18 protein-coding genes are annotated in these 24,223 nt (G+C 41.3%); 5 read left to right on the top strand and 13 right to left on the bottom strand.

Translation table 11 applies throughout. The annotated features are described in order from the left end of the window. Positions 1-47: 47 nt before the first annotated feature. Together SFU91_01935 and SFU91_01930 are read left to right on the top strand one after the other, a co-directional pair. On the top strand, positions 48-764 hold the full coding sequence (locus SFU91_01935; GenBank protein ID MDX2127777.1) for an ion transporter: 717 nt from the start codon (positions 48-50) through the stop codon (positions 762-764). 48 nt (positions 765-812) lie between these two features. Next, the gene (locus SFU91_01930) at positions 813-1,133 is read left to right on the top strand and encodes a DUF3467 domain-containing protein (GenBank protein MDX2127776.1); all 321 of its coding nucleotides are present in this window, start codon (positions 813-815) and stop codon (positions 1,131-1,133) included. A gap of 9 nt (positions 1,134-1,142) precedes the next feature. Here the strand turns inward: SFU91_01930 and SFU91_01925 are convergent, their stop codons facing one another. Together SFU91_01925 and SFU91_01920 are read right to left on the bottom strand one after the other, a co-directional pair. Further along, positions 1,143-2,297, bottom strand: a complete 1,155-nt coding sequence (locus SFU91_01925; protein ID MDX2127775.1) for a DNA polymerase III subunit — start codon at positions 2,295-2,297, stop codon at positions 1,143-1,145. Between the two features lie 125 nt (positions 2,298-2,422). Continuing rightward, positions 2,423-3,397: a branched-chain amino acid transaminase gene (locus tag SFU91_01920; protein ID MDX2127774.1), complete on the bottom strand. Its 975-nt coding sequence runs from the start codon at positions 3,395-3,397 to the stop codon at positions 2,423-2,425. Between the two features lie 456 nt (positions 3,398-3,853). On the opposite strand from SFU91_01920, the gene SFU91_01915 reads away from it, so the two are divergent. Beyond that, the gene (locus SFU91_01915) at positions 3,854-5,008 is read left to right on the top strand and encodes an acyltransferase (GenBank protein ID MDX2127773.1); all 1,155 of its coding nucleotides are present in this window, start codon (positions 3,854-3,856) and stop codon (positions 5,006-5,008) included. Here SFU91_01915 and cmk read toward each other — a convergent pair. Together cmk and SFU91_01905 are read right to left on the bottom strand one after the other, a co-directional pair. Next, positions 4,976-5,668: a (d)CMP kinase gene (cmk, locus tag SFU91_01910; GenBank protein MDX2127772.1), complete on the bottom strand. Its 693-nt coding sequence runs from the start codon at positions 5,666-5,668 to the stop codon at positions 4,976-4,978. The two genes, SFU91_01915 and cmk, sit on opposite strands and share 33 nt — an antisense overlap. A 61-nt stretch (positions 5,669-5,729) precedes the next feature. After that, a complete protein-coding gene (locus tag SFU91_01905; GenBank protein MDX2127771.1) occupies positions 5,730-7,178 on the bottom strand; it encodes a DASH family cryptochrome in 1,449 nt (482 codons plus the stop codon). An 87-nt stretch (positions 7,179-7,265) separates the two neighbouring features. On the opposite strand from SFU91_01905, the gene SFU91_01900 reads away from it, so the two are divergent. Next, positions 7,266-8,153, top strand: coding sequence for a DUF58 domain-containing protein (locus tag SFU91_01900; GenBank protein ID MDX2127770.1), 888 nt, complete (start codon positions 7,266-7,268; stop codon positions 8,151-8,153). A 2-nt stretch (positions 8,154-8,155) separates the two neighbouring features. On the opposite strand, the gene SFU91_01895 is transcribed toward SFU91_01900, so the two are convergent. The 8 genes from SFU91_01895 to SFU91_01860 form a co-directional block, all read right to left on the bottom strand. Then, positions 8,156-8,665: a hypothetical protein gene (locus SFU91_01895; protein ID MDX2127769.1), complete on the bottom strand. Its 510-nt coding sequence runs from the start codon at positions 8,663-8,665 to the stop codon at positions 8,156-8,158. Further along, entirely contained in the window at positions 8,652-9,713 is a 1,062-nt protein-coding gene (locus SFU91_01890; protein ID MDX2127768.1) for an AAA family ATPase, read from the bottom strand. Before SFU91_01890 ends, SFU91_01895 begins: the two co-directional genes overlap by 14 nt. Before the next feature lie 74 nt (positions 9,714-9,787). Then, positions 9,788-11,542: an ATP-binding protein gene (locus SFU91_01885; GenBank protein ID MDX2127767.1), complete on the bottom strand. Its 1,755-nt coding sequence runs from the start codon at positions 11,540-11,542 to the stop codon at positions 9,788-9,790. Positions 11,543-11,544: 2 nt separating this feature from the next. After that, the gene (locus SFU91_01880; GenBank protein MDX2127766.1) at positions 11,545-12,681 is read right to left on the bottom strand and encodes a universal stress protein; all 1,137 of its coding nucleotides are present in this window, start codon (positions 12,679-12,681) and stop codon (positions 11,545-11,547) included. After that, the gene (gene kdpC, locus SFU91_01875; GenBank protein ID MDX2127765.1) at positions 12,674-13,246 is read right to left on the bottom strand and encodes a potassium-transporting ATPase subunit KdpC; all 573 of its coding nucleotides are present in this window, start codon (positions 13,244-13,246) and stop codon (positions 12,674-12,676) included. Before kdpC ends, SFU91_01880 begins: the two co-directional genes overlap by 8 nt. Before the next feature lie 28 nt (positions 13,247-13,274). Beyond that, a complete protein-coding gene (kdpB, locus tag SFU91_01870) occupies positions 13,275-15,320 on the bottom strand; it encodes a potassium-transporting ATPase subunit KdpB (protein MDX2127764.1) in 2,046 nt (681 codons plus the stop codon). Between the two features lie 8 nt (positions 15,321-15,328). After that, a complete protein-coding gene (gene kdpA / locus SFU91_01865; protein ID MDX2127763.1) occupies positions 15,329-17,035 on the bottom strand; it encodes a potassium-transporting ATPase subunit KdpA in 1,707 nt (568 codons plus the stop codon). Between the two features lie 360 nt (positions 17,036-17,395). Continuing rightward, entirely contained in the window at positions 17,396-18,757 is a 1,362-nt protein-coding gene (locus SFU91_01860; protein MDX2127762.1) for a sigma-54 dependent transcriptional regulator, read from the bottom strand. A gap of 132 nt (positions 18,758-18,889) precedes the next feature. Between SFU91_01860 and nuoF the strand changes: the two genes are divergently transcribed. Next, complete coding sequence (gene nuoF / locus SFU91_01855) at positions 18,890-20,215, top strand: NADH-quinone oxidoreductase subunit NuoF (protein MDX2127761.1); 1,326 nt, start codon at positions 18,890-18,892, stop codon at positions 20,213-20,215. Between the two features lie 46 nt (positions 20,216-20,261). On the opposite strand, the gene SFU91_01850 is transcribed toward nuoF, so the two are convergent. Continuing rightward, positions 20,262-24,197 carry a PAS domain S-box protein gene (locus SFU91_01850; protein ID MDX2127760.1) on the bottom strand — a complete coding sequence of 1,312 codons (3,936 nt, stop codon included), beginning with the start codon at positions 24,195-24,197 and terminating at the stop codon, positions 20,262-20,264. Between the last annotated feature and the right edge of the window lie 26 nt (positions 24,198-24,223).

Here is a 24,223-nt window from a genome sequence, read left to right as displayed (position 1 = left end):
AAAACGCGGGTTATCCCGCGTTTTTAATTTTAAATCATGCCAATAAAATGAATCGATCGAAAGGATTAGGGTGGTTTGATATTTTATTATCAATTTTATCGTTTTACCTCATTGGGGCACTTGTTTTAGATACTTTTTACACCCTTGATCCAGAGGTCTCGAAAGTCATTCATGTGTTTGATCTTATTATTTGCGCGATTTTTTTTGCGGAGTTTTGCTATCGTCTCATCAGTGCAGAAAGTAAACTTGAGTATTTGAAGTGGGGCTGGCTTGATTTGCTCTCGTCAATTCCAATGGTTGAAGAGCTCCGTGGAGCTCGTATTTTTAGGTTAATTCGGCTCATTCGGGTAATCAAAGCATATCGTACTTTACACAAGTTAATCCAACACCTTTTTCAAAATCGGGTTAAAGGGACTTTAAACGCTGCGATTTTATTCGCGACTCTCATGATTCTCTTCTCTTCTGTTTCAATTTTGATAGTAGAAAATGTTCCGGAAAGCAATATCAAAACCGCCGAAGATGCGCTTTGGTGGGCCTTTGTAACCATTACAACGGTCGGTTATGGAGACCGCTATCCGGTAACCACAGAAGGACGATTAATTGCCGCAGTTTTGATGATTGTTGGAGTTGGTTTATTCGGCACTTTCACGGCTTATGTCTCTTCGTGGTTTATCGGTGGTGCTCCGGCAGTCGCTGAAATGAAAAGCGAAGAAAAACCGCATGAACAAAACGAAAACTCGATAAGGCCTATTCCAAAGGAATAGTGTATTTTTACGAAGCAGTTTTTAGTAACGACATTAAACATCACAGAAATGAACGAAACCCAACAACCTTTTCAAATCAATATTGAATTGGATGAGAAAGTCGCGGAAGGTTCTTATTCCAACCTTGTCATCTTGAATCATACGCCGGCTGAGTTTATTCTTGATTTCACCAAAATCTTGCCGGGAGTTATGAAAGCAAAAGTTTCTTCGCGCATCATAATGCACCCACAGCATGCGAAGGCATTGCTTATGGCGCTTCAAGAAAACATCTCAAAATATGAATCCGCTTTTGGCCAAATTAAACTTGGAACATCGCCGCTCAACGAGCCGATGGGGTTTCGTGTCGGTGGAAAAGAAAATCTCTCTTAAATCCTGTGATTAAAGAACTGTTTTAGGTTTAATCACTTTGCGAAGTTTAAGCCCGAGACCAAGCAGAACAAGGAGTGTATTTGCGTTCCGAGTAATGGCTCTAATCGCCTCTTCGGTGTATTTTGACGCGGCCTCGAAATCACTTCCACTAAAATTTTTGGCAAATCGCTGCATACTCTCCCACTGATCGGCATTCAGTATATCTTCTTTTTCCTTTCCGCTGATGATTCGTATGGCATCCTCAAAAACAAGAAGAAGTGAAACAAGAAAATTGGTTTGTGTTTCGCGCGATTTATCCCGTCTTGAAAGATCTTCCGAAATGGCAATCATTCCCAATTGGCGCTCTTTTGAAAGCAATGCGCGTAAAAATTCAATTGCACGATCTCTTGAGGCTTGCGCCTCTTTGCCTTCGGTTAGGAGAAGCGCGTCATTGAAATTCCCACGAGAAAAGCGTGCGGCAAAAGCTGATTCCGTTTCACCAAAGCCGATTTCTCTTAGCCGATTCTCAATGACTGTATTGCTTAAATTAGTGAATCGAACAGGTTGACAACGTGAGATAATAGTCGGAAGCAATTGTTCGGGATAGGCACTCACCAAAATGAAGTGAAGGTACTCCGGTGGCTCCTCTAAAAGCTTTAAGAGTTTATTGGCTGCTGCTGCTTGTGGGCGAGATAATTCTTCAGCTTGTGAAATGATAAAGACCCGCTTTTTTCCGTTTCTGGGTTTGTAGAGCGCCTTTTCTTGAATGTAATCGATTTGAGAAACCAAAATTCCCGTCGCTCGATCCATCCTCATTGAAAAGTACGGGTTTTGAATTTTTAATTCTTTCAGCCTTTTCACCTGTTCAAGCGCGGCTTCCTTTTCTTTTGAAGTATCAGAGGTTTTTTCGAAAAGAATTTTTTCGGAAGGGAAAATGAGTTCAATATTCGAGTGACTTAAAGTTTCGGCTTGCTTACAACTTTCGCATTCACCGCAGGCTTCCGCCCGCTCGAGAGCCTCCGAAGAGAGACAATTCAAAATTTTTGCAACTTCCAAAGCAATGGCTTCTTTTCCAATACCTTTAGGGCCTAAAAAAAGATAAGCATTGGGTAGCCGCTGCAATTTTATTGCGCGACGAAGCATCTCAATTTGCTTTTCATGCCCGATGATGTCTTTCCAAGCCACAGATAAAGCCTTTTAGATTTGTTTGAACGAAAGTTACCATAAATTTAACGCTCACGTTGAGAGGAAAAAAAAGGGGCATTGAAGCCCCTTATGTATTGTATGAGAACTTGAAAAAAGAAACAAGCCTACTTGGCAAGCTCCGGCGTTAGGCGAGAAGCCGCTTTCGGGGTTTCGTTTACAAAAGTGAGCCAATTGTAACGGTCATTTCCGTTTTTGACGATATCGAAATACACGTCTTGGATGGCTTTAGTCATTTCGCCACGTTCGCCGGTTCCGATTTTGTATTTATCGATTGAACGAACCGGGGTGATTTCCGCCGCGGTACCGGTCATAAACACCTCATCGGCGATATAAAGCGACTCGCGGGTGATGGGCATTTCTTTAACCTCGAAGCCAAGTGAATTGGCAATTTGAATAACTGAACGACGCGTGATGCCGGGCAGAATCGATTGGGCTGTAAAAGGTGTGTAAATCACGCCATCGCGAATAACAAATATGTTTTCACCGCTTCCTTCTGCAACATAGCCTTGCATATCCAAAGCAATTCCTTCGGCGTAGCCATCGAGAATGGCCTGCATTTTGATAAGCGAAGAATTTAAATAATTTCCACCCGCTTTTGCTCCGGCTGGAATTGTATTTGGAGCGATTCTACGCCACGCTGAAACCGCGACATCGACACCCTCATCAACCGCTTTTTCACCCAAATAACCGCCCCATTCCCAAACCGCAATCGCAGCTTCGACATCGGCCTTTAACGGATTAACCCCCAAAGCACCTTCACCGCGATAAACCAAAGGGCGAATGTAGCAAGGAGAGATTTTATTGGCGCGAACCGTTTGTAGGATGGCTTCTCGTATTTCAAGTTGCGTAAAGGGGATTTCCATACGATAAATTTTTGCGGAATCGTAAAGCCTTCTTACATGCTCTTTTAGAAACAAAACGGCGGGACCTTTTTTGGTTTCATAACAGCGAATCCCTTCAAAGACGGATGAACCGTAGTGTAATACATGCGAAAGCACATGAACTTTAGCATCCTCATAATTAATAAGGCTGCCGCTCATCCATATCTTATCCGATTTTTGCTTGTTTTGATTTTTCATTGTTTCTGATCAAGATTAAAGAAATTTCCCCAAAAAGGGCGAGAAACTTAACAACATAAAGTCTGAGAAAACCGTCAAACGATTTCATCGAAAAAAACACGAAACAGAATACTTTTAATGCTAGTAAAATAGAAAAAAACCTGACAGAACATCATAAGAAATTTCAAAAGAGTTTCAAAAGAATGATAATTTCTTTGAAGCTAGAATCACAGAAAATTACGAATGACAAGAATCAATAAAACGAACTGTGTTAATCTTCGTAGATTTGCACGCAAATTATCATTTTTTTTGAAATTTAGAAGTAAAAATAATTTTTACCTTAAATATTTAGATGTACCCTAATAACCTCCTTAATCATTTAGGTTTCTGGGGAAATTAAAAATTTAGGTTGCAATTGAAAGAATAGGTGATATTAAAGATTCAAGGGGGTTGTTTTGGGTGTTTGAAAAAGTTGAAATGAATCAGATAAATAAGGGACTAGGAACCGGTTCGGGATACTTAGAAAAACTTGATGTTTTAAGAGGCATTGCGATTCTCTCGGTGGTGGCATATCACTTTCACGGAGAGTGGTTTTATGAGCGAATCAATAAATATGATGGGTGGTGGCTAAACACAAACGGGTACACCTTTGCCGAAGTGTTTCGGACTTTTTTCCCGACATCATTTGGTTGGGCAGGTGTTGAGCTATTTTTTGTGATTAGTGGGTTTGTAATTCATTACGGGTATTTACAGAGCGGAAAAGAAAGGCCGAATTGGATTCAATTTTTCAACAAAAGATTTTGGAGAATCTATCCTCCCTACCTTTTTTCAATGATTTTTTTTGCCCTATTGATGGAGAAAGGAACCCTCACGACAAAGGATTTTTGGAGCCACGTCTTTATGGTTCACAATTTTTCGACAGAAACATTTTTCGGGATTAATGCCTCTTATTGGAGTTTGGGCGTTGAGATGCAGTTTTATCTCTTATACCCTCTGGCATTATATATCCGAAGCCGAGTGGGAATTAAAGGACTTTTGGCAATTGGGTTCGTAATACACTTGGGCTTTGGGGCAATTGGGCTTTTGATGGATTGGCACTCATTGCCATACGATAAAAATGCTCTTAAAGTTTGGATTTTATGGTTAATGGGCTGCGCAGCCGCTGAATTTTATCTCGATGGAAAACGAATTTTCCCGAATTCGCCGATTACATTTTGGACGATATTTCTCCTCTTTTTTCCTCTTAAGGCAATTTGGTTTTCACCCTACATCACTGACCTTTATATCTCGGCGGTTTCTGCTTTTGGGATTGAATTGTATTTAAATTCTGAGAAAAAGTCACTTGGGTTTGTAGAGCGAAAGCTGAGTGAAATTGGAATTTGCAGCTATAGCATGTACTTGCTTCATTATTTGGCGCTTATCACACTGACAGGGAGATTTCAAGCTTTTGGTTTGGCAAAAGAGTATCCTTGGCTTAGGCTAATAGATGGTGTCATTCTTTTTGGGGCGGTGTTTTTGCTCTCGAGAGCATACTATGATTATGTCGAAATCCGCTCAATTGAATGGGGTAAGGCGTTTTACGAAAAGGTGTTGAAGAAATTAATGGGACGAAGAGAGTACGCGGTTCGCTAAAGCTAAAATTGTAGAAACTTGTTCATCAATTGAAAGAAAGGATGTATCGAGTTCGATGGCATCATGTGGCTTCTGAAGTGGAGAAATTTCTCGATTCATATCTTCAAAATCTCGCTCGCGAATTTCTTTTTCTAACTCTTCTAAGGAGAGCGAGATAAATCCAGTTTTGCTCTTCAATTTTAACTCCTCAAAACGGCGTTTGGCGCGTTCATGAGGGCTTGCAATCATATAAATTTTTAGTTCAGCATCGGGGAAAATGACGGTGCCGATATCGCGGCCATCCATCACCACACCGCGCTTTTCACCCATTTTGCGTTGATAGGTGGACATTTTATCTCGTACAGGCTTAAGTGAACTCACTTTACTCACGTGAGTGGATACTGCATTTTCTCGAATTTCTGAACTGACATCATTTCCATCCAAAAATGTTTTTCCTCGATCCAACAATACCTCGGTATTGTTCAAAAAATCGCGCAGGTAAGTTTCATTATGAACCGCTTTTTCATAAGCATCTTGCAAAAGCAGTTTCAAGGTAATGGCTCTGTACATTGCGCCGGTATCGATGTAGGTATAACCGAGAGCTTCGGCGATTTTCTTGGCGGTGGTACTTTTTCCTGAAGCGGCAGGGCCATCTATGGCGATGATAATTTTCTTTGTCATGAATGAAAACAGGTAGCGAAATGAAGTCTAAAATAATTCATTCCAAAGAAACATCGCTTGGTTATTTCGGTGGCGAATACTTTTGTCGAACAATCGGCTTGGGATAATGAATCGGTGATTTTGGTTCAAAGAGACTCGGGGCGCCTGAAAGCTCGGAGGCATAAGGAAAGTGAATTTCGGGAGATGAAAGGGAGGTCAATTCGGGGATCCAAGTGCGAATGTATTCGCCTTGCGGGTCGTAGTCGTGAGATTGCTTAATGACATTGAAGTAACGGTTTTCGCGCGGGTCGCTTCCCACACCGGCGACATAATTCCAATTCCCGTAGTTGCTGCACACATCATAGTCAATCAGAATCGATTCAAAATACTCGGCACCCATTCGCCAATCGAGCCCTAAATCATGAACCAAAAAACTCGCAACATTTTGCCGACCTCGGTTCGACATAAATCCCGTTTGTTTCAGTTCTCTCATATTCGCATCGATAAATGGAAACCCCGTGTTTCCATCTCGCCACGCCTCGAAGAGAGAAGGCGTTGTTGTGGGGTTCTTTTGAACAGTGCGCAACTCTTGCTTGATGCCGGAGCGGTAGAAAATTTGATTGCCGTGTTTTGCGGCATAGAAGCGAAAATAATCGCGCCAAATGAGTTCGAAGATGAGCCAATAAGTGGATTGGTTTGAGATGCGCTGTTCTTCAAAGCGTTTGATTTCGCGATACACTTTTCGGGCAGAAAGGCTTCCATTGGCAAGCCACGGCGAAAACTTTGAGGAATAGCTTTCGCCTAAAAGACCGTTTCGAGTTTCTTTATAGGTTACAATGTTTTCAGTTTCCCAGAGGTAGTGTTGCAAACGACGAAGCGCGGCGGATTCGCCCCCTTCAAAGCCTTGATTTCCCATCACCCCGCGGCTTTCGGGTGGGAGCTTTGGAAGATACTCGCTTGGAAAATCCAGATTTAAAGAATGACCCCATTTGAAGGAAGGAATCGATTGAGGCGATGGAAAAACAGGACGAACTTTAGAGCGCTTTTCGACTTGCTTTCGAAACTCAGTGAAAACATCGGGCAATTTGCTGATGTGAAAGGGAAGGTCAAAAGGATGAAAAAGCGTACTTCCCCAAAAGCCGTGGAGTTTCACAGAGTCAGGCAGATTTTTTAAAAGCGCTTTTTCAACAGCTACTTCTTCGGAAGTACTTTCTAAATGATGATAAATCGCTTCGGCCCCAACTTCTTTGGCAATGTTCGGCAAACACTCTTCAGGTTTGCCAATTGCAAAATGAAGCGTATTTCCCAACGCTTCCAAATTTGAATTTAGATTTTGAAGGGATTGAAATAAAAAGTGAGCACGGAAAGGGCCGGTTTTTACAAAGCCGAAGCGAGTTTTGATAAAATGGCGCGGATCAAGGATGTATATTGGAACAATTGATTTCGAAGTTTGAAGTGCGGTATGAAGCGCCTCGTTATCGTGCAGGCGAAGGTCGTTCCGAAACCAAAGTAGTGATGTTTGATAGCCCATTTGATCGATTGAATTGAGTTGATAAGAACGGAGAAGAAGGTGAAATAATTTATCATCCTTGCAGGTGCGGGTTCAAAAAAGGCGACAATGAAAACACAATTTTTAGATGCAAAAACAATCTCAGCGCTTGGCTCTTTGAAGCTTGTTGCTGAAAAGATTTTAGATGGCTTTTTACTGGGAATGCATTCCAGCCCGATGTCGGGTATTGGGCTTGAGTTCAATCAGTACCGAAGCTATCAACCCGGAGATGATTTAAGGCGAATTGATTGGAAGATGCTTGCACGCTCCGATAAATACTTTGTGCGTGAGTGCGATGTCGAAACCAGCATTGGGATTCGGCTTATTTTGGATGCAAGCGACTCTATGCGTCATGAAGAAGACGGAATGAGCAAATTTGATTATGCACGGTATCTCGCCGGCGCAATCGGACTTTTGTCGTACAGGCAAGGCGATCAGCTTGGGCTTCAATCGTTGGGAGAAGAGCGGATAGAACTACCATTTCTCCGGTCGAGTCAGCACTTGAATCGGTTTTTACTGACTCTTGAAAAGTTGCAAGCAAAGGGCGTTTGGCCAAAGTGGGAAGAAGTCTCTCAAGTTTTTACAGCGAAGCGGCAACGAACGATGGCGGTTGTCTTTTCTGATCTTTATGAGATTCGTGAAGAAGAAGAGATTAAATACTTTTTGAAGAAAATTTCTTCACTCGGTAATGAAGTGATTTTATTTCATCTTTTTGGGGAGAGAGAAGCAACGCTGAATTATGACGAAAAGCTAGTTGAAGATTTAGAAACAGGGAAGCGCATATCAATTGGTGATCGGAAGATTCGCGCGGCATATCGTGAAAGATTTAATGCATTTATGAAATCGGTTGAATTGGTGTGTGTGGAAAATGGAGTGGGGTATCATGCTGTGGCTTTGCAAACCCCACTTGAGAAATCACTTCGTACCTTTTTTTTAGAGAGAGGAAAGAAGAGGTGAGTTTATAATTCTGCAAGACATTTCTTCAGATACTCGATTCTTTTCGAAGGCGATTTAATAATTTCTATTAAAAAGTTCATCACTTGCTTATCATCATTGACATTTTTTCTTCCTGTTCTAAGATCGTGTAAGTCCTTTGCTCTCTTAGGCAGTTGAAAAGGTTTTTCATCAGGTCGAATGCCCGCTTCTAGTGCGGATTTATACAACCAATGTTCAATGTCAGGGCAGAGTATCAAGAGAAAAACATTATCGCTTCTATGTTTAAGAAAAAGAACATCGTGTTCTTTTTTATACGACTGAAATTCTTCGAAATAATCTGGTTTTGAACTGTGGGGATCTTCATCAACCACACCGATGAGGGTTACAGCCGGTTGAGCATTTTTCTTTAATCGTTTGGAAACATCACCTTTGCTTGAACCCTTATCGATACTTTTTCTACCGATTCCAAGAGCCTTTAGCAATTCTAAGTCAAAGTAACATTCAGGAAAAAAGAGAGGATTAGGCAACGACATTTTGGGATGGAAGAAACTTATCGAGGTTAAAGAAGATATCGGTTCCAAGGCTTTGAATCTCAGAAATCTCTTCATTGCTTAGAGCCTTAGTTACGGTTTGCGCATCTTGAAAATCAATTAAATAAACAGCAACATCTTCGATTGGTGTTTCCTCTAAAATTGAGTGAAAAAGATACGGGCTATGCGTAGCAATGAAAAACTGATTGTTTTTGGAATTCGCAATCTCTAAAGCCAACTGTTGAATGTAAGGCGGATAGGAATGAGTTTCAGGCTCTTCGAATAAGAGGGTTGAAAAATCATTGCTCTTTATGGCAGCGAGATAGAAAATTATCCGCTTTAACGTATCCGCAATTAGTAAATAAGGCAAGGGTACAAACAGCTCTTCATCCAATTCTTTGACTATTGTGATAGAAGGAGGTTCAACATGTACATTTAGGGAGAGTTTTAAGCCATAGGGCTTAAAGAATTTACCAACAGTTTGCCGCAATTCACGATTGGATTCGAGAACTGAAATCAAATTTTCACCGTGAGGATGAAGTAACACACTGTTTAAGGTTGAAGTTTGAGAGACATCTTCATTGTAGTGATAGCGTTTTACTTGATGCTTAAATGCAAAGTCGTAGGAGATTGAGGTTTGGTTTATAAAAAAATTAACTTCTTGAACCGGATTTTCTCCTAAAGTATAATCCTCTGGGCCACTGCCATAGGGTGTTTTATGATAACTATCATATTTCAAAAGAAGGGTTTCTTTTTTTGAGAAATCAGTTTTGATAGAAATTTTTTCGTAGTCAGATTTCTCACCCAATGAAACAGAAATCGGTTTTTTGGTATCAAGGTCGTAAAAAAGTTGGCGAAGAATTTTGAGGCGAATCATACCATCCGATATTGCGCTTTTTCCAATTGAAAAAAGACTCAGGGCTTCAAGAATATTCGATTTCCCGACATTGGGCTTGCCGATAAGTAAATTGATTCGCTTGGGTTTCATTTCAAGCGATTTGATGGACTTGAAATTTTCAATCTTCAAACTTTTGATCATCCACTCTTTCATATCATCAGGTGTTAGTTGATTGAAAATAGTCAAATTGAAAGAATGAAAACAGAGGCGTAACTCAAAGGAAACTTCTAAATAACGATTGGAAGAGTTATGATAAACTCAGTTCCTTTACCGGGTTCTGAGACAACTTGTATCGTTCCTTTATGAGCAAGGATAATTTCTTTTGCGATAGATAATCCGAGCCCTGCACCACCGGGTTGTGAACTTTCAGGCTGAGGGATTTGAAAAAACTTCTCAAATATTTTTTCTTGAAACTGCGGTGCAATTCCAATCCCCGAATCTTTTACCTTTAGATAAACATGTTCGCTATCAAAATTTGAAAGCAATTCTACCTTTCCATTTTCGGGAGTAAACTTTACAGCATTATTGAGCAGATTGATAAGAACCCACGAAAGTTTTCCCAAATCGGCATTGAATTCAGGGGTATCAGGTAGAAATGAATAAGAGAATTGAATTTTCTTTTCTTCGAATTGCAAGAGCGTGGGTGTGAGAGCGGCATCAAAGAGCTGTTCGATTCTAATTTTTTCAAAATTAAAAGAGCTATTCGGAGTCGTTGTTTTTGAGAGCAAAAGCAATTCATTAACAATTCTAAGCAGCCGCTTTACCTCAGTTTTCATCGTATTCATAAGCTTTTGCTGTTCTTCTTTGTTCGATTGAAGACGTGGGTCTTCAAGTAAGAGCAAGCTCATATTAATTGCTGAAAGCGGTGTGCGAAGCTCATGCGAAACCGTAGCCACAAAACCCGACTTCTGCTCATCTAAAATTTTAAACCCCGTAACATTTTTCAGAAGCAATACTTTTCCCAAGTTTTGTTCTTCTGAATCGACTGTAATGATATCTTGTGCAAAAAACTCCTCTTTCCCATCCACTGCAATTCTTAAAAACTCTTCTCTCTTTTCATTCCTGTTCATTTTGGAGAGAAGTTCTGAAATCAAGTTATTGGTTTGCGATAAATCCGCTGCATTTTTTCCAATCAATTCCGATTTTGAAAGACCAATTAATTCGCTTGCAATACGATTGGCCAAGATGATGGTATGGTTTGGAGAAAACACCAAGACACCATCCGGAATGGATTCCACAATGGCTTCGGCGCGCTTTTTTGCTGCGGTAAGTTCTTCAATGTTAGACCGTTCAAATTCTTCAAGTCGTGCCGCCATTTGATTAAAAGCTCGAGCTACTTTTCCCAATTCATCTCGAGAGGCTTCGGGTAGCCGTTCGGAATATTTTCGTTCTGAAATCGAAGAGATTTTATCTGAAAGGTCGTTAAGAGGAACAATGACCAAGGGCGTGATTTTCCATACACCAAAAATGACCACAACAAAGGAAATAAGAATAATCAAGCCAATGTAAAACTCTGCCGACCGTGTGCGGGTTTTAACACGGTCAATTCTTTGAAACATTGCCGATTCATTGAGCGACCGAAGAGAGAGAAGAGTAGCCCGAATCGCAGTTGCGGTTGAAACAAACGAAAGGGAATCATTCCGATTCTGTTGTAAGAGAAGTTCATACTGATTTCTTAAAGTATCAAGCGTTTCCTTTTCTCCTACTTCGGTAATATTGTTTTCGGCTAAGAGCAAATTCTTCTCAAACGTTTGCTTGCTCAAGGTGAATTGAGTGTTTTGAGGGTAGAGTTGATTTAAGGTGAGTTCGTCTAAGGCATCAACCATTTGTTCAGAATATGCGATGCTTTGATAATTGGCTTTAATGATTTCAGAGGGCTCATTTGAAAGCCAAGAAACCACATAAAGCGATGCGCCTCCCGTTAAGGCAACGAGTAATGCAAGCAACGCGTAGCCGAAGTATAAACGAAATTTAAGTGTCATGATTAAGCAATGATGTCAATATCAATATCCAAGCCTTCTGATTTAGAAAGCAATTTTGAAAGCGTATCTGTTTTGAAAAGTTTTGTCCAAAAAGTTTGATTTGGGCGACCGACAACCAACCGAGAAATTTCCTTTTCTATTGCAAACTGAAGAATGGTTTCAGTAATATTTGAACCTTTGATTTTCTGTACCACTGCGCCGAGTTCTGTGGCAGTTTGCAAATTGTTGATAAGATGCCGTTGAAGCGTTAGGCTGATTTTATCGGGGTTTTCGTCAGGTGTTTCCACATAAAGAACAAACCAATAGGCATCAAGCCTATCGGCAAGGCGAGAGGCTTTCCGAATCAATTCCTTTGCGCGTTCAGGATTGGAACTGATGCACACCAAAATTTTTTCAATCTGCTTTTTTTCAGGTTGTTCAACTTCAATTTCAATTTTACGCTCAACTTGATTGGCAACTTCGCGCAAGGCGAGCTCTCGAAGTTTGAGAAGGTTATCGCGCTGAAAAAAATTGTTGAGTGCAACTTCAACTTTTTCTCGCGAATAAATTTTCCCGTCCTCCAAACGCTTGATGAGGTCATCGGCGGTGAGGTCAATATTAACCACTTCATCAGCAAGTTTTAGTAAACTATCGGGTACGCGTTCGTGAATCTCAACACCGGTGGCCTCTTCCACAATCCCTGCAAGGCTTTCAAGATGTTGGATATTTAATGCACTAATGACATTGATTCCCGCATTCAAAATTTCCTCTACATCCTCATAACGCTTTTGATTTCGGGAGCCGGGAACATTGCTGTGGGCGAGTTCATCAACAACAACAACCTCGGGGTGGCGAGCAAGAATGGCATCAATATCCATTTCCTCTAATTCGCGACCTTTGTAGAAAATTTTTTTTCTGGGAATGATGGGCAGTCCGGAAAGTTTTTCTTCAGTTTCTATACGCCGATGCGTTTCAACATAACCGATGATGACATCAACGCCCAATTCAAGCAAGTCATGTGCCTCTGAAAGCATACGGTAGGTTTTCCCTACACCCGCCGCCATTCCGATATAAACCTTAAAACTTCCACGCCTTGATTTGCGAATCAAAGCGAGGAAGTTTTCAGCGGCGGAAGTCTTATCGCGCTTATCTTCATTCATTTCGTTTCATCATCTCATCTAAAGAGAGATTTAATTTAAGCACATTAACTTTCTCTGTTCCAAAAATTCCGAAGATCGGCGGCTCAATGTGCGATTGAACGATGACGCGAAGCGATGAATCATCAACTTTTCTTTGAATGGCAACACGCTTCACTTGAATCATTGCAGCCTTTGGAGAAATGTGTGGGTCTAAGCCGCCGCCGCTTGCCGTAACCAAATCGGCAGGAATTTCGGAGGCGGTTAAATAAGGATGATAAACGAGAAATGTATCAATTCGTGCTTTTACTGCTTCAAGGTGAGCGGGATTAGTGGGACCTAAGTTTGAACCGCCTGTTGACGCCGCATTATACCCGACGGCTGACGGGCGTCCCCAGAAGTAATTCTCAGCCGAAAAATTTTGACCGACATTTTCAAACCCAATAATTTGCCCATTTTTAGTTACCGGAGAGCCGACGGCTTGGTGTGGAAAAAGATTTCCTACTGCCCAAATGATAATCGGATAAACCCCTCCAAAAAACAAGAGTAACAAAAAGGTTAAGAGGAGAGATTGCTTGAAAGTTTTCATAATAAGTGTGAATAATAAACTGAATGAGTTAGATAAAAAGTGAGATCATGAGATCAATGAGTTTGATGCCAACAAAGGGCACAACAACTCCGCCAAGCCCGTAAATCAAAAGGTTTCGCGCGAGCAAAGCTTCGGCACCGATCGGTTTGTATTCAACTCCCTTGAGCGCAATCGGAATCAAAAGTGGAATGATAATGGCATTAAAAATCACAGCTGAAAGTATTGCGGATTCAGGGCTTGCGAGCTGCATAATGTTGAGTGCTTGCAAACTTGGAATGGTTGCAATGAACAGTGCCGGCACAATCGCGAAGTATTTTGCGACATCATTGGCGATTGAAAAAGTTGTTAGAGCGCCGCGTGTAATTAAAAGTTGCTTTCCAATTTCAACCACTTCAATGAGTTTGGTTGGGTCGTTATCCAAATCAACCATATTGCTGGCTTCTTTGGCGGCTTGCGTTCCGCTATTCATCGCAACGCCAACATCGGCTTGTGCAAGTGCGGGCGCATCATTTGTGCCATCGCCCATCATCGCCACGAGTTTATTGCGTTCTTGTTCGCCACGAATGTAGGCGAGTTTATCTTCAGGCTTCGCTTCGGCAATGAAATCATCAACACCGGCTTTTTCAGCGATGTACTTTGCCGTGAGCGGATTATCACCGGTAACCATCACGGTTTTAACACCCATTTTGCGAAGGCGTTCAAAACGCTCCGTGATTCCCGGCTTAATAATGTCTTGAAGTTCAATGACGCCAAGCGCAACGCCGTTTCTACCGACGGCGAGAGGCGTTCCGCCATTTCTTGCGATGGTTTCAACCTGAGAGATAAGTTCCGAAGGAATTTTATTGCCTGATTCTACAACCCATTTTTGTATGGCATCAAATGAGCCTTTACGAAATGCGGTTCCATCGGGCAAGTCAAGTCCGCTAGTTCTGGTTTGAGCGGTGAATTTGATGAATGTCGCATTTTGTGGAAGAGAAGTTTTAACACCATTTCGTTCTGCAAGTTCAAGAATAGATTTTCCTTCAGGCGTTGAATCGGAAACTGAACTCATTGCGCAGGCCGTAATAAACTCTTGCTTATCAGAAAAAATGGGATAGAAGTTTGTTGCTTTTCGGTTTCCAATTGTAATTGTTCCGGTCTTGTCTAAGAGAAGCGTGTCTATATCGCCGGCGGTTTCAACGGCTTTTCCGGACTTTGAAATCACATTCACTTTCAAAACCCTGTCCATTCCGGCAATACCGATTGCGGAAAGCAATCCGCCAATGGTTGTTGGAATAAGACATACAAAAAGCGCGACAAGCGATGCAATTGTGATGGGCGTATTGGCGTATCTCCCAAAGGGTTCAAGTGAAACACAAACAATAATGAACATCAGAGTAAAACCTGAAAGTAAAATGGAAAGCGCAAGTTCATTCGGCGTTTTTTGCCGTGAAGCCCCTTCCACAAGAGCAATCATTTTATCTAAAAACGATTCTCCTTTTGATGCCGTAACTTGAACTTTGATTTTATCGGATAAAACCTTTGTTCCGCCGGTTACACTTGATTTATCTGTTCCTGCTTCGCGAATCACGGGAGCAGATTCGCCGGTGATTGCGGATTCATCAATTGATGCAATTCCTTCAATGATTTCTCCATCGGCGGGAACCAATTCACCGATGCCGACCAAAACCACATCACCCACTTTCAATTCCGAAGAACTCACCTTTTTGAAAGTGCCATTTGCGAATGCCAAAGTTGCGGGCGTTTCTTCGCGCGTCTTTCTAAGCGACTCCGCTTGCGCCTTCCCGCGTGCTTCGGCGAGAGCCTCTGCAAAATTGGCGAAAAGCAAGGTGATGAAGAGAATGAGCGTAATGAATAAGTTATACCCAATACTTCCTTGTGAGGAATCTCCGCTGAATCCAATCCATATTGTAAGAAAAAACATGACAAGTGTTCCGACTTCCACCGTGAACATCACGGGATTTTTCATCATCATCGCCGGATTCAATTTGAGTAAAGATTCTGTGAATGCAACCTTAATTAAATCGGGGTCAAAGAGAGATTTTTGTTTAATAAGTCTTCGTTGATTGGTCATGTTCAAAGTCATTTAATCGTTAAGAATTCTGAGATTGGGCCAAGGGTGAGTGCAGGGAAAAAAAGCAACGCACCTAAAATCACGATGACAGAAAAAAGCATCACGCCAAACATCAATGAATCAGATTTCAAAGTGCCGCTTGATTGAGGAACAATTTTCTTTGCCACCAATGCGCCGCCAATGGCAATTGGACCGATGATGGGAATGAAGCGCGCAAGAATCATCACAATACCCGTTGAGATATTCCAGAAAGGCGTGTTATCGCCAAGGCCTTCAAAACCGCTTCCGTTGTTTGCACTTGATGAAGTGTATTCATAAAGCATTTCAGAGAAGCCGTGAAAGCCCGGATTATTGAGCCATTTCATCACATCATTTCCGCCTTGTGAAACAAAAAGATGCGAAGCAAGTGCTGTGCCGCCTAAAATCAAAAGGGGATGAAGAAGAGCAACTAAGACAGCAATTTTCATTTCTTTGGCTTCAATCTTTTTGCCAAGAAACTCAGGCGTTCTGCCCACCATTAAGCCCGATATGAATACAGCAATAATGATGAACACAAACATATTCACGAAACCAACGCCAACGCCTCCATAAAATGCATTGAGTTGCATGCCCAGCATAAGCCAAGTGCCTGAAAGTGCGGTGAAACTATCGTGCATTGCATTGACCGAGCCATTGGATGTACACGTTGTTGAAACGCCCCAAAGTGCCGATGCCGCCGCACCGAAACGGACTTCCTTTCCTTCCATTGACCCGTTGCTTTGGTCAATGCCATACGCAGCAATTGAGGGGTTTCCGCTCATTTCTCCAATCACTGTAGGAATAAGAAGGCACAAGAATCCAAGTGTCATCACACCGAAAATGACATACGCCAATTTTTTTCGGTTGAGATAATTTCCCAAAGCGAAAACGGCTGCCATTGGAATCAGAAGAATGAAAACGGTTTCTAAAATATTGGTAAGGAAATTCGGGTTTTCAAATGGGTGAGTAGAGTTTGGCCCGAAGTAACCGCCGCCATTTGTACCGAGTTGTTTGATAGAGACCATTGCCGCGACAGGACCTCTTGCAACCTTCACAGAATCTCCTTGAAGCGAAACCACTTGCTCCGCTCCTTGGAATGTCATTGGTGTGCCATTGATGAGCAAGAAAATGGCACCGATGATGGCAATCGGAAGAAGGATTCGGGTGCAGGATTTGACAAGGTCGCTATAAAAATTACCTAAGCTATCGCCGCTTTGCGATGCCAAAGCGCGATAAAGCATAGCCAATGCCGCAATTCCGGTTCCGGCAGAAACAAACTGGAGAAAAGTAAAAACAAAAAGTTGCGAAAAGTATGACGCGCCAGTTTCTCCGGAATAATGTTGGAGATTGGTATTTGTCATGAAGCTAATCGCTGTATTAAATGCTTGTGTGGCTTCCATAGACCCAATGCCATCAGGGTTCCAAAAAGGTTGGAAAGTTTGTGTCATTAAAACCACAATTGCCCATACAAACCAAATCGCATTGATGGTGAGTAACGCAAAAAGATTTTCTTTCCAATTCATCGGTGCATTGGGGTTAATGCCTGACATCTTGAAAAAGAGATTTTCAATCGGGGAAAGAAAATCAAACCACGTTTTTTCTCCTTTGAATACGCAAGAGATGTATGCGCCAAGCGGAATTGCAAGTGAAACCGTAAGGAGAAAGATGAATACAATCGAAATTATTTCAAGTGTCATTGTTAGAATTTTTCAGGATTCAGTAGAGCGAAAGTGAGGTAGCCGAATAGAATGACGGCTACGATTAATAGAACAAGTGTCATTGCGAATTGAATTAGAGTTTTTCAGCCAAGCTGGTGAGTTTGAAGAAGAGATAAAAGAAGAGCAAGCCCGTTAAGAGCATGAGTATGAGATTTCCGATTTCCATTGTTATTTGAAAATGATTAAGAAAACATAAGTATGAGGTGCAAAAGCAATGCCAAGTGAAAAGTTGGTTTTTCAACCTGTTTTGTGGGATATCGGTCAAGAGAAGTGAATTGAAATGAGAGGGTATTTCAAAATGAGAGAGTTGATATCACGGAGTTTGGTGGAACTGGGGGCTTACATTAGCCCATAATCTTTCATTTTTCGGTAAAGGGTTGCGGTGCCAATTCCAAGTTTTTTAGCGGCATGCGTTCGGTTTCCGTTACAATGTTTTAAGACCCGCTCAATATGAATTTTTTCTAAATCGCTAAGGGAAATATCGGGGAAATCGGTGCTGTTTATTGGCATAAGAGCAGGCTTTTCTTCATAATGAAGAATTTCTTTTGGAAGCAGCCCGGCAGATAAGATGTCGTTAGAAGAAAGAATAACGGCGCGTTCAATCACATTTTTTAATTCTCTCAGATTCCCTTTCCAGTCATAGTGTTTGAGCTTTGTTTTGAAATACAAATCGCAACCTGAAATCTTCTTCCCAAGTTTTTTGGAGTAAAGGGCAATAAAATGTTCTGCAAGCAGTTCAATATCGCTTTCCCTATCTCTGAGTGGAGGAAGGTAAATGGTGAATCCATTTAAGCGATAAAGCAAGTCTTTTCGGAAATCTCCGGTTTCGCTTTCATGTTCAATATCGCGGTTGGTGGCGGCAATGATTCTTACATCAATCTCTTTTGGTTTTGTTTCACCAACTTTAGTCAGCAATCGTGTTTCCAAAACGCGCAATAATTTTGCTTGAGTATCGGAATTCATTTCACCGATTTCATCAAGAAAAATGGTGCCGCTGTTCGCCTCTTCAAAAATTCCCTTTTTATCGGAAATCGCACCTGTGAATGCCCCGCGCTTGTAGCCAAAAAGTTCGGCTTCTTGCAAGTCTTTGGGAATTGCGGCGCAGTTTATTGCAACGAAAGGCTTCTCACGTCTTTTACTCCTACGGTGAATCGCTTCGGCGAAGAGTTCTTTCCCGGTACCTGTTTCTCCAAGCAAAAGCACGGTGGTGTCGGTAGGTGCAACTTTTTTTGCAAGCTCAACGGCATCTGAAAATTCTTTTGATTTTCCGATGAGCTTTTCAAACCCAATTTTTGAATCAATTTTATGTTCTAAATCGCGAACCTGTTTTTTGAGCGAAGCTTTTTCAAATGCCTTATGAACGGTGAGCAAGATTCGCTCGTCATCATCGCCTTTGGTGATGAAGTCAAACGCGCCGAGTTTCATCGCTGAAACGCCATCTTGAACCGTGCCGAAGGCGGTCATGACTACAATTTCAGCGAAGGGTTGTTCTGTTTGAATGTGTTTGATGAAATCTATGCCGTTGCCGTCGGGGAGTTTTAAGTCGGTGAGAATGACATGAAATGTTGCATCTCTAAGATGAAGGATTGCATCGCTTAAATTTGGAGAAGAAATCACTTCAAAGCCCTCCAATGTTAAGAGTTGAGTAAGCAAATGTCTGAGCGAAGTTTCATCTTCAATGATAAGTAGAGACTTTTCCATTTTTTGGTGTATGAGTTTTCATAAAGATAAATTATTCCAACCTTAACGGAGTTTCTTAATCCAAATGAAGAGTTGTACATTTATAATATCGGCTTCCCAAGCAAATTTTTTTTACAATTAAAGTAGAAGTTCATGACAACCGTTTATCCTTTACCACAAGAGTTTTCTGATTACAAGCCGCTTATTCTCAAGCCAAATCTCCGAAACATTTCCGATTATGAAGCGCAGGGTGGGTATCAAATGCTTGCCAAAGCCTTTGCAATGAAGCCTGATGAGATTGTAAATGAAGTCAAGAAATCGGGGTTGCGCGGACGCGGAGGGGCAGGATTCCCAACTGGACTTAAATGGAGCTTTCTCGCAAAGCCTGAAGGAAAACCTCGCTACTTGCTTGTCAATGGCGATGAATCCGAACCCGGAACCTTCAAAGACCGTGAAATTTTTCGCCATAACCCGCACCAACTCATCGAAGGCTGTATCATTGCAAGTTATGCTTGTGGAATCAATCACTGCTTCATTTACATTCGCGGCGAGTATGCAAAGTGGATCGAGATGGTTGAACAAGCCGTTGAAGAGGCTTATCAAAAAGGCTACTTGGGAGATAACATTCAAGGCTCAGGGTTTAATCTTAAACTTGTTGTTCATAAAGGTGCCGGCGCTTATATCTGTGGTGAAGAAACGGGACTCATTTCATCCATCGAAGGAAAGCGCGCTTACCCAAGGCTAAAGCCGCCGTTCCCCGCTGTGATTGGCGCTTGGGGCAGCCCTACAATTATCAATAATGTTGAAACCATCGCCAATGTTCCGGTTATTATAGAAATCGGCGCAGAAGCGTATTCAAAAATTGGTGCACCCGATCATCCGGGGCCAATGCTCTTTGGGATTTCGGGGCATGTCAATAAGCCCGGAGTATATGAACTTCCTTCCGGCACACTCATCAACGATTTGATATACAAAGTTGCCGGCGGGGTTCGTGGTGGAAAAAAAATAAAAGCCATTATTCCCGGCGGAGCCTCAATGCCGATTATCCGTGGCGATGCCGCCGAAGGAATCGGTATGAATGCCGATAGTTTGAAAAAGGCCGGGACGCTCATTGGAACTGCAGGAATTATTGTGATGGATGAAGATACCGATATCGTGGAAGCGATTGGACGACTTGCGCACTTTTATCATCACGAGTCGTGTGGTCAATGCACGCCTTGCCGTGAAGGAACTGGTTGGGTTGAAAATATCTACGGCAAGTTTATTCGAAATGAAGCCGAAAAGCGCGACATCGATCTTCTCCTATCAATATGCTCACAAGTTGAAGGAAGAACCATTTGCGCCTTGGCAGACGGGGCAATGTGGCCGGTTCGGCATAGTGTAACGCGCTTCCGCGAAGAATATGAAAAGCATTGTAAAGCGCCAGACTCCTTGCCACACGAATGGCGTTATGTCAATAAGGCAGCGAGTGGGGTTTGATCTGAGAAAAAATTATTGATTAAGAGCCTCAACCGACGAGGCTCTTTTATTTTAGTGAAGAGGCAATAAAATCCATTATTTTTTCAATTGTAAAAGGCTTCTGAACAATAGAGGTCACCCCAAGTTTCTCTAAATCTTCAAATCGATTGTTTTCCAGATAGCCGGTCATCATAATAATCTTTGGATGAGTTGTTACTTCTCTAATTCTTAAAATTGATTCCTCCCCATTGAGTTCAGGCATATTGCGGTCGATTAGGATAAGGTCATATTTTGTTGGTGATTGTTCAACGGCTTGGCAAGCGACTTTTCCATTTTCAGCCGTTTCAACCTTAAATCCAACGTTTGTAAGGGATTCGCTAAGGTAATGTCGAATCATTGGCTCGTCGTCAACAACTAAGATGCAACGTTTTACTGTAATACGGTCCTTAAAATTGCTTACAGGAATAGTTTCGGTTTTTTGATTTAAGTCAGAGGGAAGAAAAATATGGAATGATGTTCCGGCGCCGAGTTCGCTTTCGACAAAGATAAACCCGTTATGATTCTTGATAATGCCATACACCATAGCTAACCCAAGCCCAGTGCCTTTACCTACATCTTTTGTCGTAAAAAACGGTTCAAATATTTTTTCTCTTATCTCTTCCGGAATCCCAACACCGTTATCTGAAATGCGCAGATGAATAAACTCTTGGAGCGTTGGAATTTTATTGGGGATTGCAAATTTTGGCGGGATGACAGAAGTAGAAAGTTCAAACCGGATTTCTCCATTATCAATTTTATCAGATAATTTTTCGGTAAGGGCGTCAACCGCGTTAACAGCTATGTTAAGAATTGCCTGTTCAATTTGACCCTTATCCCCAAAGGCTTGGTGGAGTGAAGCCGGAGGGGAAAAAAGAACCTTAATTCGTTTATCAAGTGAAGGCTCCAAGATATCGATGATACTTTGTAAACTTCCCACAAGGTTAAATACGGTTGATTCCGCTTTCCCTTGCCTTGCAAAACCAAGCATTTGACGAATAATGGTGGAGGCGCGATGTGAATTATCAATGATGGTGGTAATTCGCTTCTTTTTACGAGGGTCTTGTTCAAAGTCTTTAATAAGTAGCTCTGCATTTCCTAATATTCCCATTAAAATATTATTGAATTCATGCGCAACCCCACTTGCCAAAACACCAACCGATTCCATTTTTTGAGATTGGAGCAATTGCTGATAAATCAAATCTCGCTCATGCTTTGATTCTACGGATTGGGTTACATCTTGAACGGTGCCATACAATCGCTTGACGTGATGCGTTTCATCAACCTCCACTTTCCCGACGATCAGAATCCATTTCTCGCATTTTGAGGTTGAAATTTTCAAAGTGACTTCATAGGGCTCGGCGTGTTTAATTGAATCTTGTACTGTTTTTCGATGAACCTTTTGATCTTCTTTATTGAAGTACAAATTAGTTTCATCAAAAGAAGGTTCACCTGCGGCTTCATCACGATCAAATATTGAAAAAACTTCTTTTGACCATTTAATCCGTTCTGAAGCCACATCAAAACTCCAACTGCCAATTTTAGCGATATGTTCAGTTTCAGAAAGCATCGCTTCATTTTGAAGCAGTTTTTCCTCGGCGAGCTTTCGCTCAGTAATATCGATTGAACTTCCAATTAATCGATAGATATCTCCACCATTATCACGAAGTGGATTAATTCGGGTAATAAAATAACGGGGTTCCCCATCCCGATAGATGGTTTCTTCAAACGAAACTTCAGAGCCGGTTTCGACACACTGCTGAAGCAGATTAATCATTCTATTCAAGTCACCGAATTGAATTGAGGATAAATCGGATAATAACTTTCCATTCATTTCATAGGCCTTCACGCCATAACCGAATTCAAAGGCGGGATTTAATCCCGCGAATCGAAACTGTTTGTACCCTTCAACATCATAAACAAATATGGGGGTATTGATGCCGTAATAAATGCTTTGAAGAAAATCTTGATTTTCTATAAGTGCTTTTTCACGTTCCTTTTCGTTGGTGATTTCTCTGAAAAAGGCGGTTAAACCACCGTCTTTTGAAGGATATGAACTGACTTCAAACCACATATTCAGGGGCGTATAAAATTCTTGAAATTTGAAATGCGTTTTTTCTTCGATGGTTCTTTCGTAAAAATGATAAAAATTGGTTTTAACGGCCTCCGGAAAAACATCCCAAATACAATGACCAATAATGGTTGCCGCATCAACCCGAATCATTTTTTCAAAATTCTGATTGACATACACAAACTCCCGATTTTTATTAAGCTTTAGATAAGCCTCTGATGTATTCTCAAGGATATTTGCCAATTCAAATTGAAGCGATAAGGATTCAGACTCTTGACGCTTTAGCTCAGTGATGTCTTGGATGTATCCCACTAATTTTACCGCTTTGCCATTTTCTATAATTGGCTTTCCTAAAGCACGAATGGTTTTGATTGCTCCGCTTTTGCAATAAATGGTGGACTCAAAGGTGTAGGGTCGCAAGTGTTTTATTGATGAGGAAATAAGCTCTTCCAATTTAGAAATGTGTTCAGGAGTATGTAACGTGCGAAAGTCTTGATATGAAGGATTACCCAAAAAGAGCGGCCTTTCGTAGATATTGAAGGTCTCTTCAGACCAGTTGATTTCCTCTGTTTTCAAATCGAATTCCCAACTGCCAACTTTGGCAAGTGAGGCGGTTTCCCGCAAAAGCGTTTGCTGCTTTTCAAGGGTAAGTCCAATTTGTTTTCTTTCTGAAATATCAATGGTTCGGAAGCATACGCCAATCAATTCCTCATGAGTATCATACACAGGAAAGTAAGTCCAATGATACCAATTCTTAAATGGCCCTAAGTCAATCGCATATTCAAAATCAACGACTTCCCCTTGAAGTGCATTATTGAATGAGGCGTAATAAATATCTGTTACCTCAGGCTTAAAAAATGGTAGTAGTTTTCTGAAATCATATCCTTCTTTAATTTTTTCTCCAAATATAGCTTCGGTGTCGGTACTGGCTTTTTTATTAATGCTTAAAACTTTATGATCTTTTGAAATGAGGATAAGGCTATCGGTGGTTGAGTTCTGAATCGCGTTTAACTTTGTTTCGGATTCAATGAGTTTTAACTGGGCTTCTTTGAAATCGTTGATGTCTCGGCCAACGGAACGGATTTCTAAAAGCATGTCATTCTGATCAAATACCCCAAGATTGACCCACTGAGTCCACCCGAATTTTCCGTTGCCCCGAAGATCTCGATTTTCGGTTTTGAAGAAAGGATTAGAGGGAGTCAATTCTTTAATTTTATTCTCTATGTCAATAATGTCATCGGGCTGTGCAAAGTCTTTCCATCTTTTTCCCAAAAGGTCGCTGGCTGAGACACCTAGCGCACTTTGCAAAGCTTTGTTTGAGAATGTTATGGTTGTATCCGGCTTTGAGATAAGAATAAATTCAGTTATAGATTCAACAAGTTGCCGATATTTTAATTCACTTTCTTTCAGCTGATCTTCAATCAGTTTTTCTTCAGTAATCTTCCTTGAAACAGAAATGAAGCACTTTTCATTTTGGTCAGTCAAAAAGGTTGAAACATGAATCCGAACCCACTTTTCTATCCCTGATTTGGTGATATAGCGTTTTGGGAGACTGAATTTAGAGATTTCCCCGTTGAAGAGTTTTTCAAGATAATTCGCTTGCTCTTTCCAATCATCCGGATGGGTAAAGAATGCGGGGGATTTTCTTAGAATTTCTGATTCTGAATACTCAAGCATTATTTCAAAAGCAGGATTAATACTTCGAATCTGAAAGTTCGAATCCATCAAACCAATTCCGACAATTGCCGAATCGAAAATTGAATGGTACATCTCCTGCTCTAAACTCAACTTGGATTTAACAAGTTGAGTTTCTTCTTCATAGGTTTTGAGAACTCTATCAAAGGCATCTTCGCTTTTGCAAGACTCACGAAGTACTTGCTTGAGTTTTTCTGTCATAAGTGGGATAAAAATTTCATTGGTAT

The organism is Chloroherpetonaceae bacterium (assembly GCA_033763895.1).
In the GTDB taxonomy this organism is placed as follows: domain Bacteria; phylum Bacteroidota; class Chlorobiia; order Chlorobiales; family Thermochlorobacteraceae; genus JANRJQ01.
Note: the sequence above shows the minus strand (reverse complement) of the source record. Positions and strands in the feature narration are given on the sequence as shown.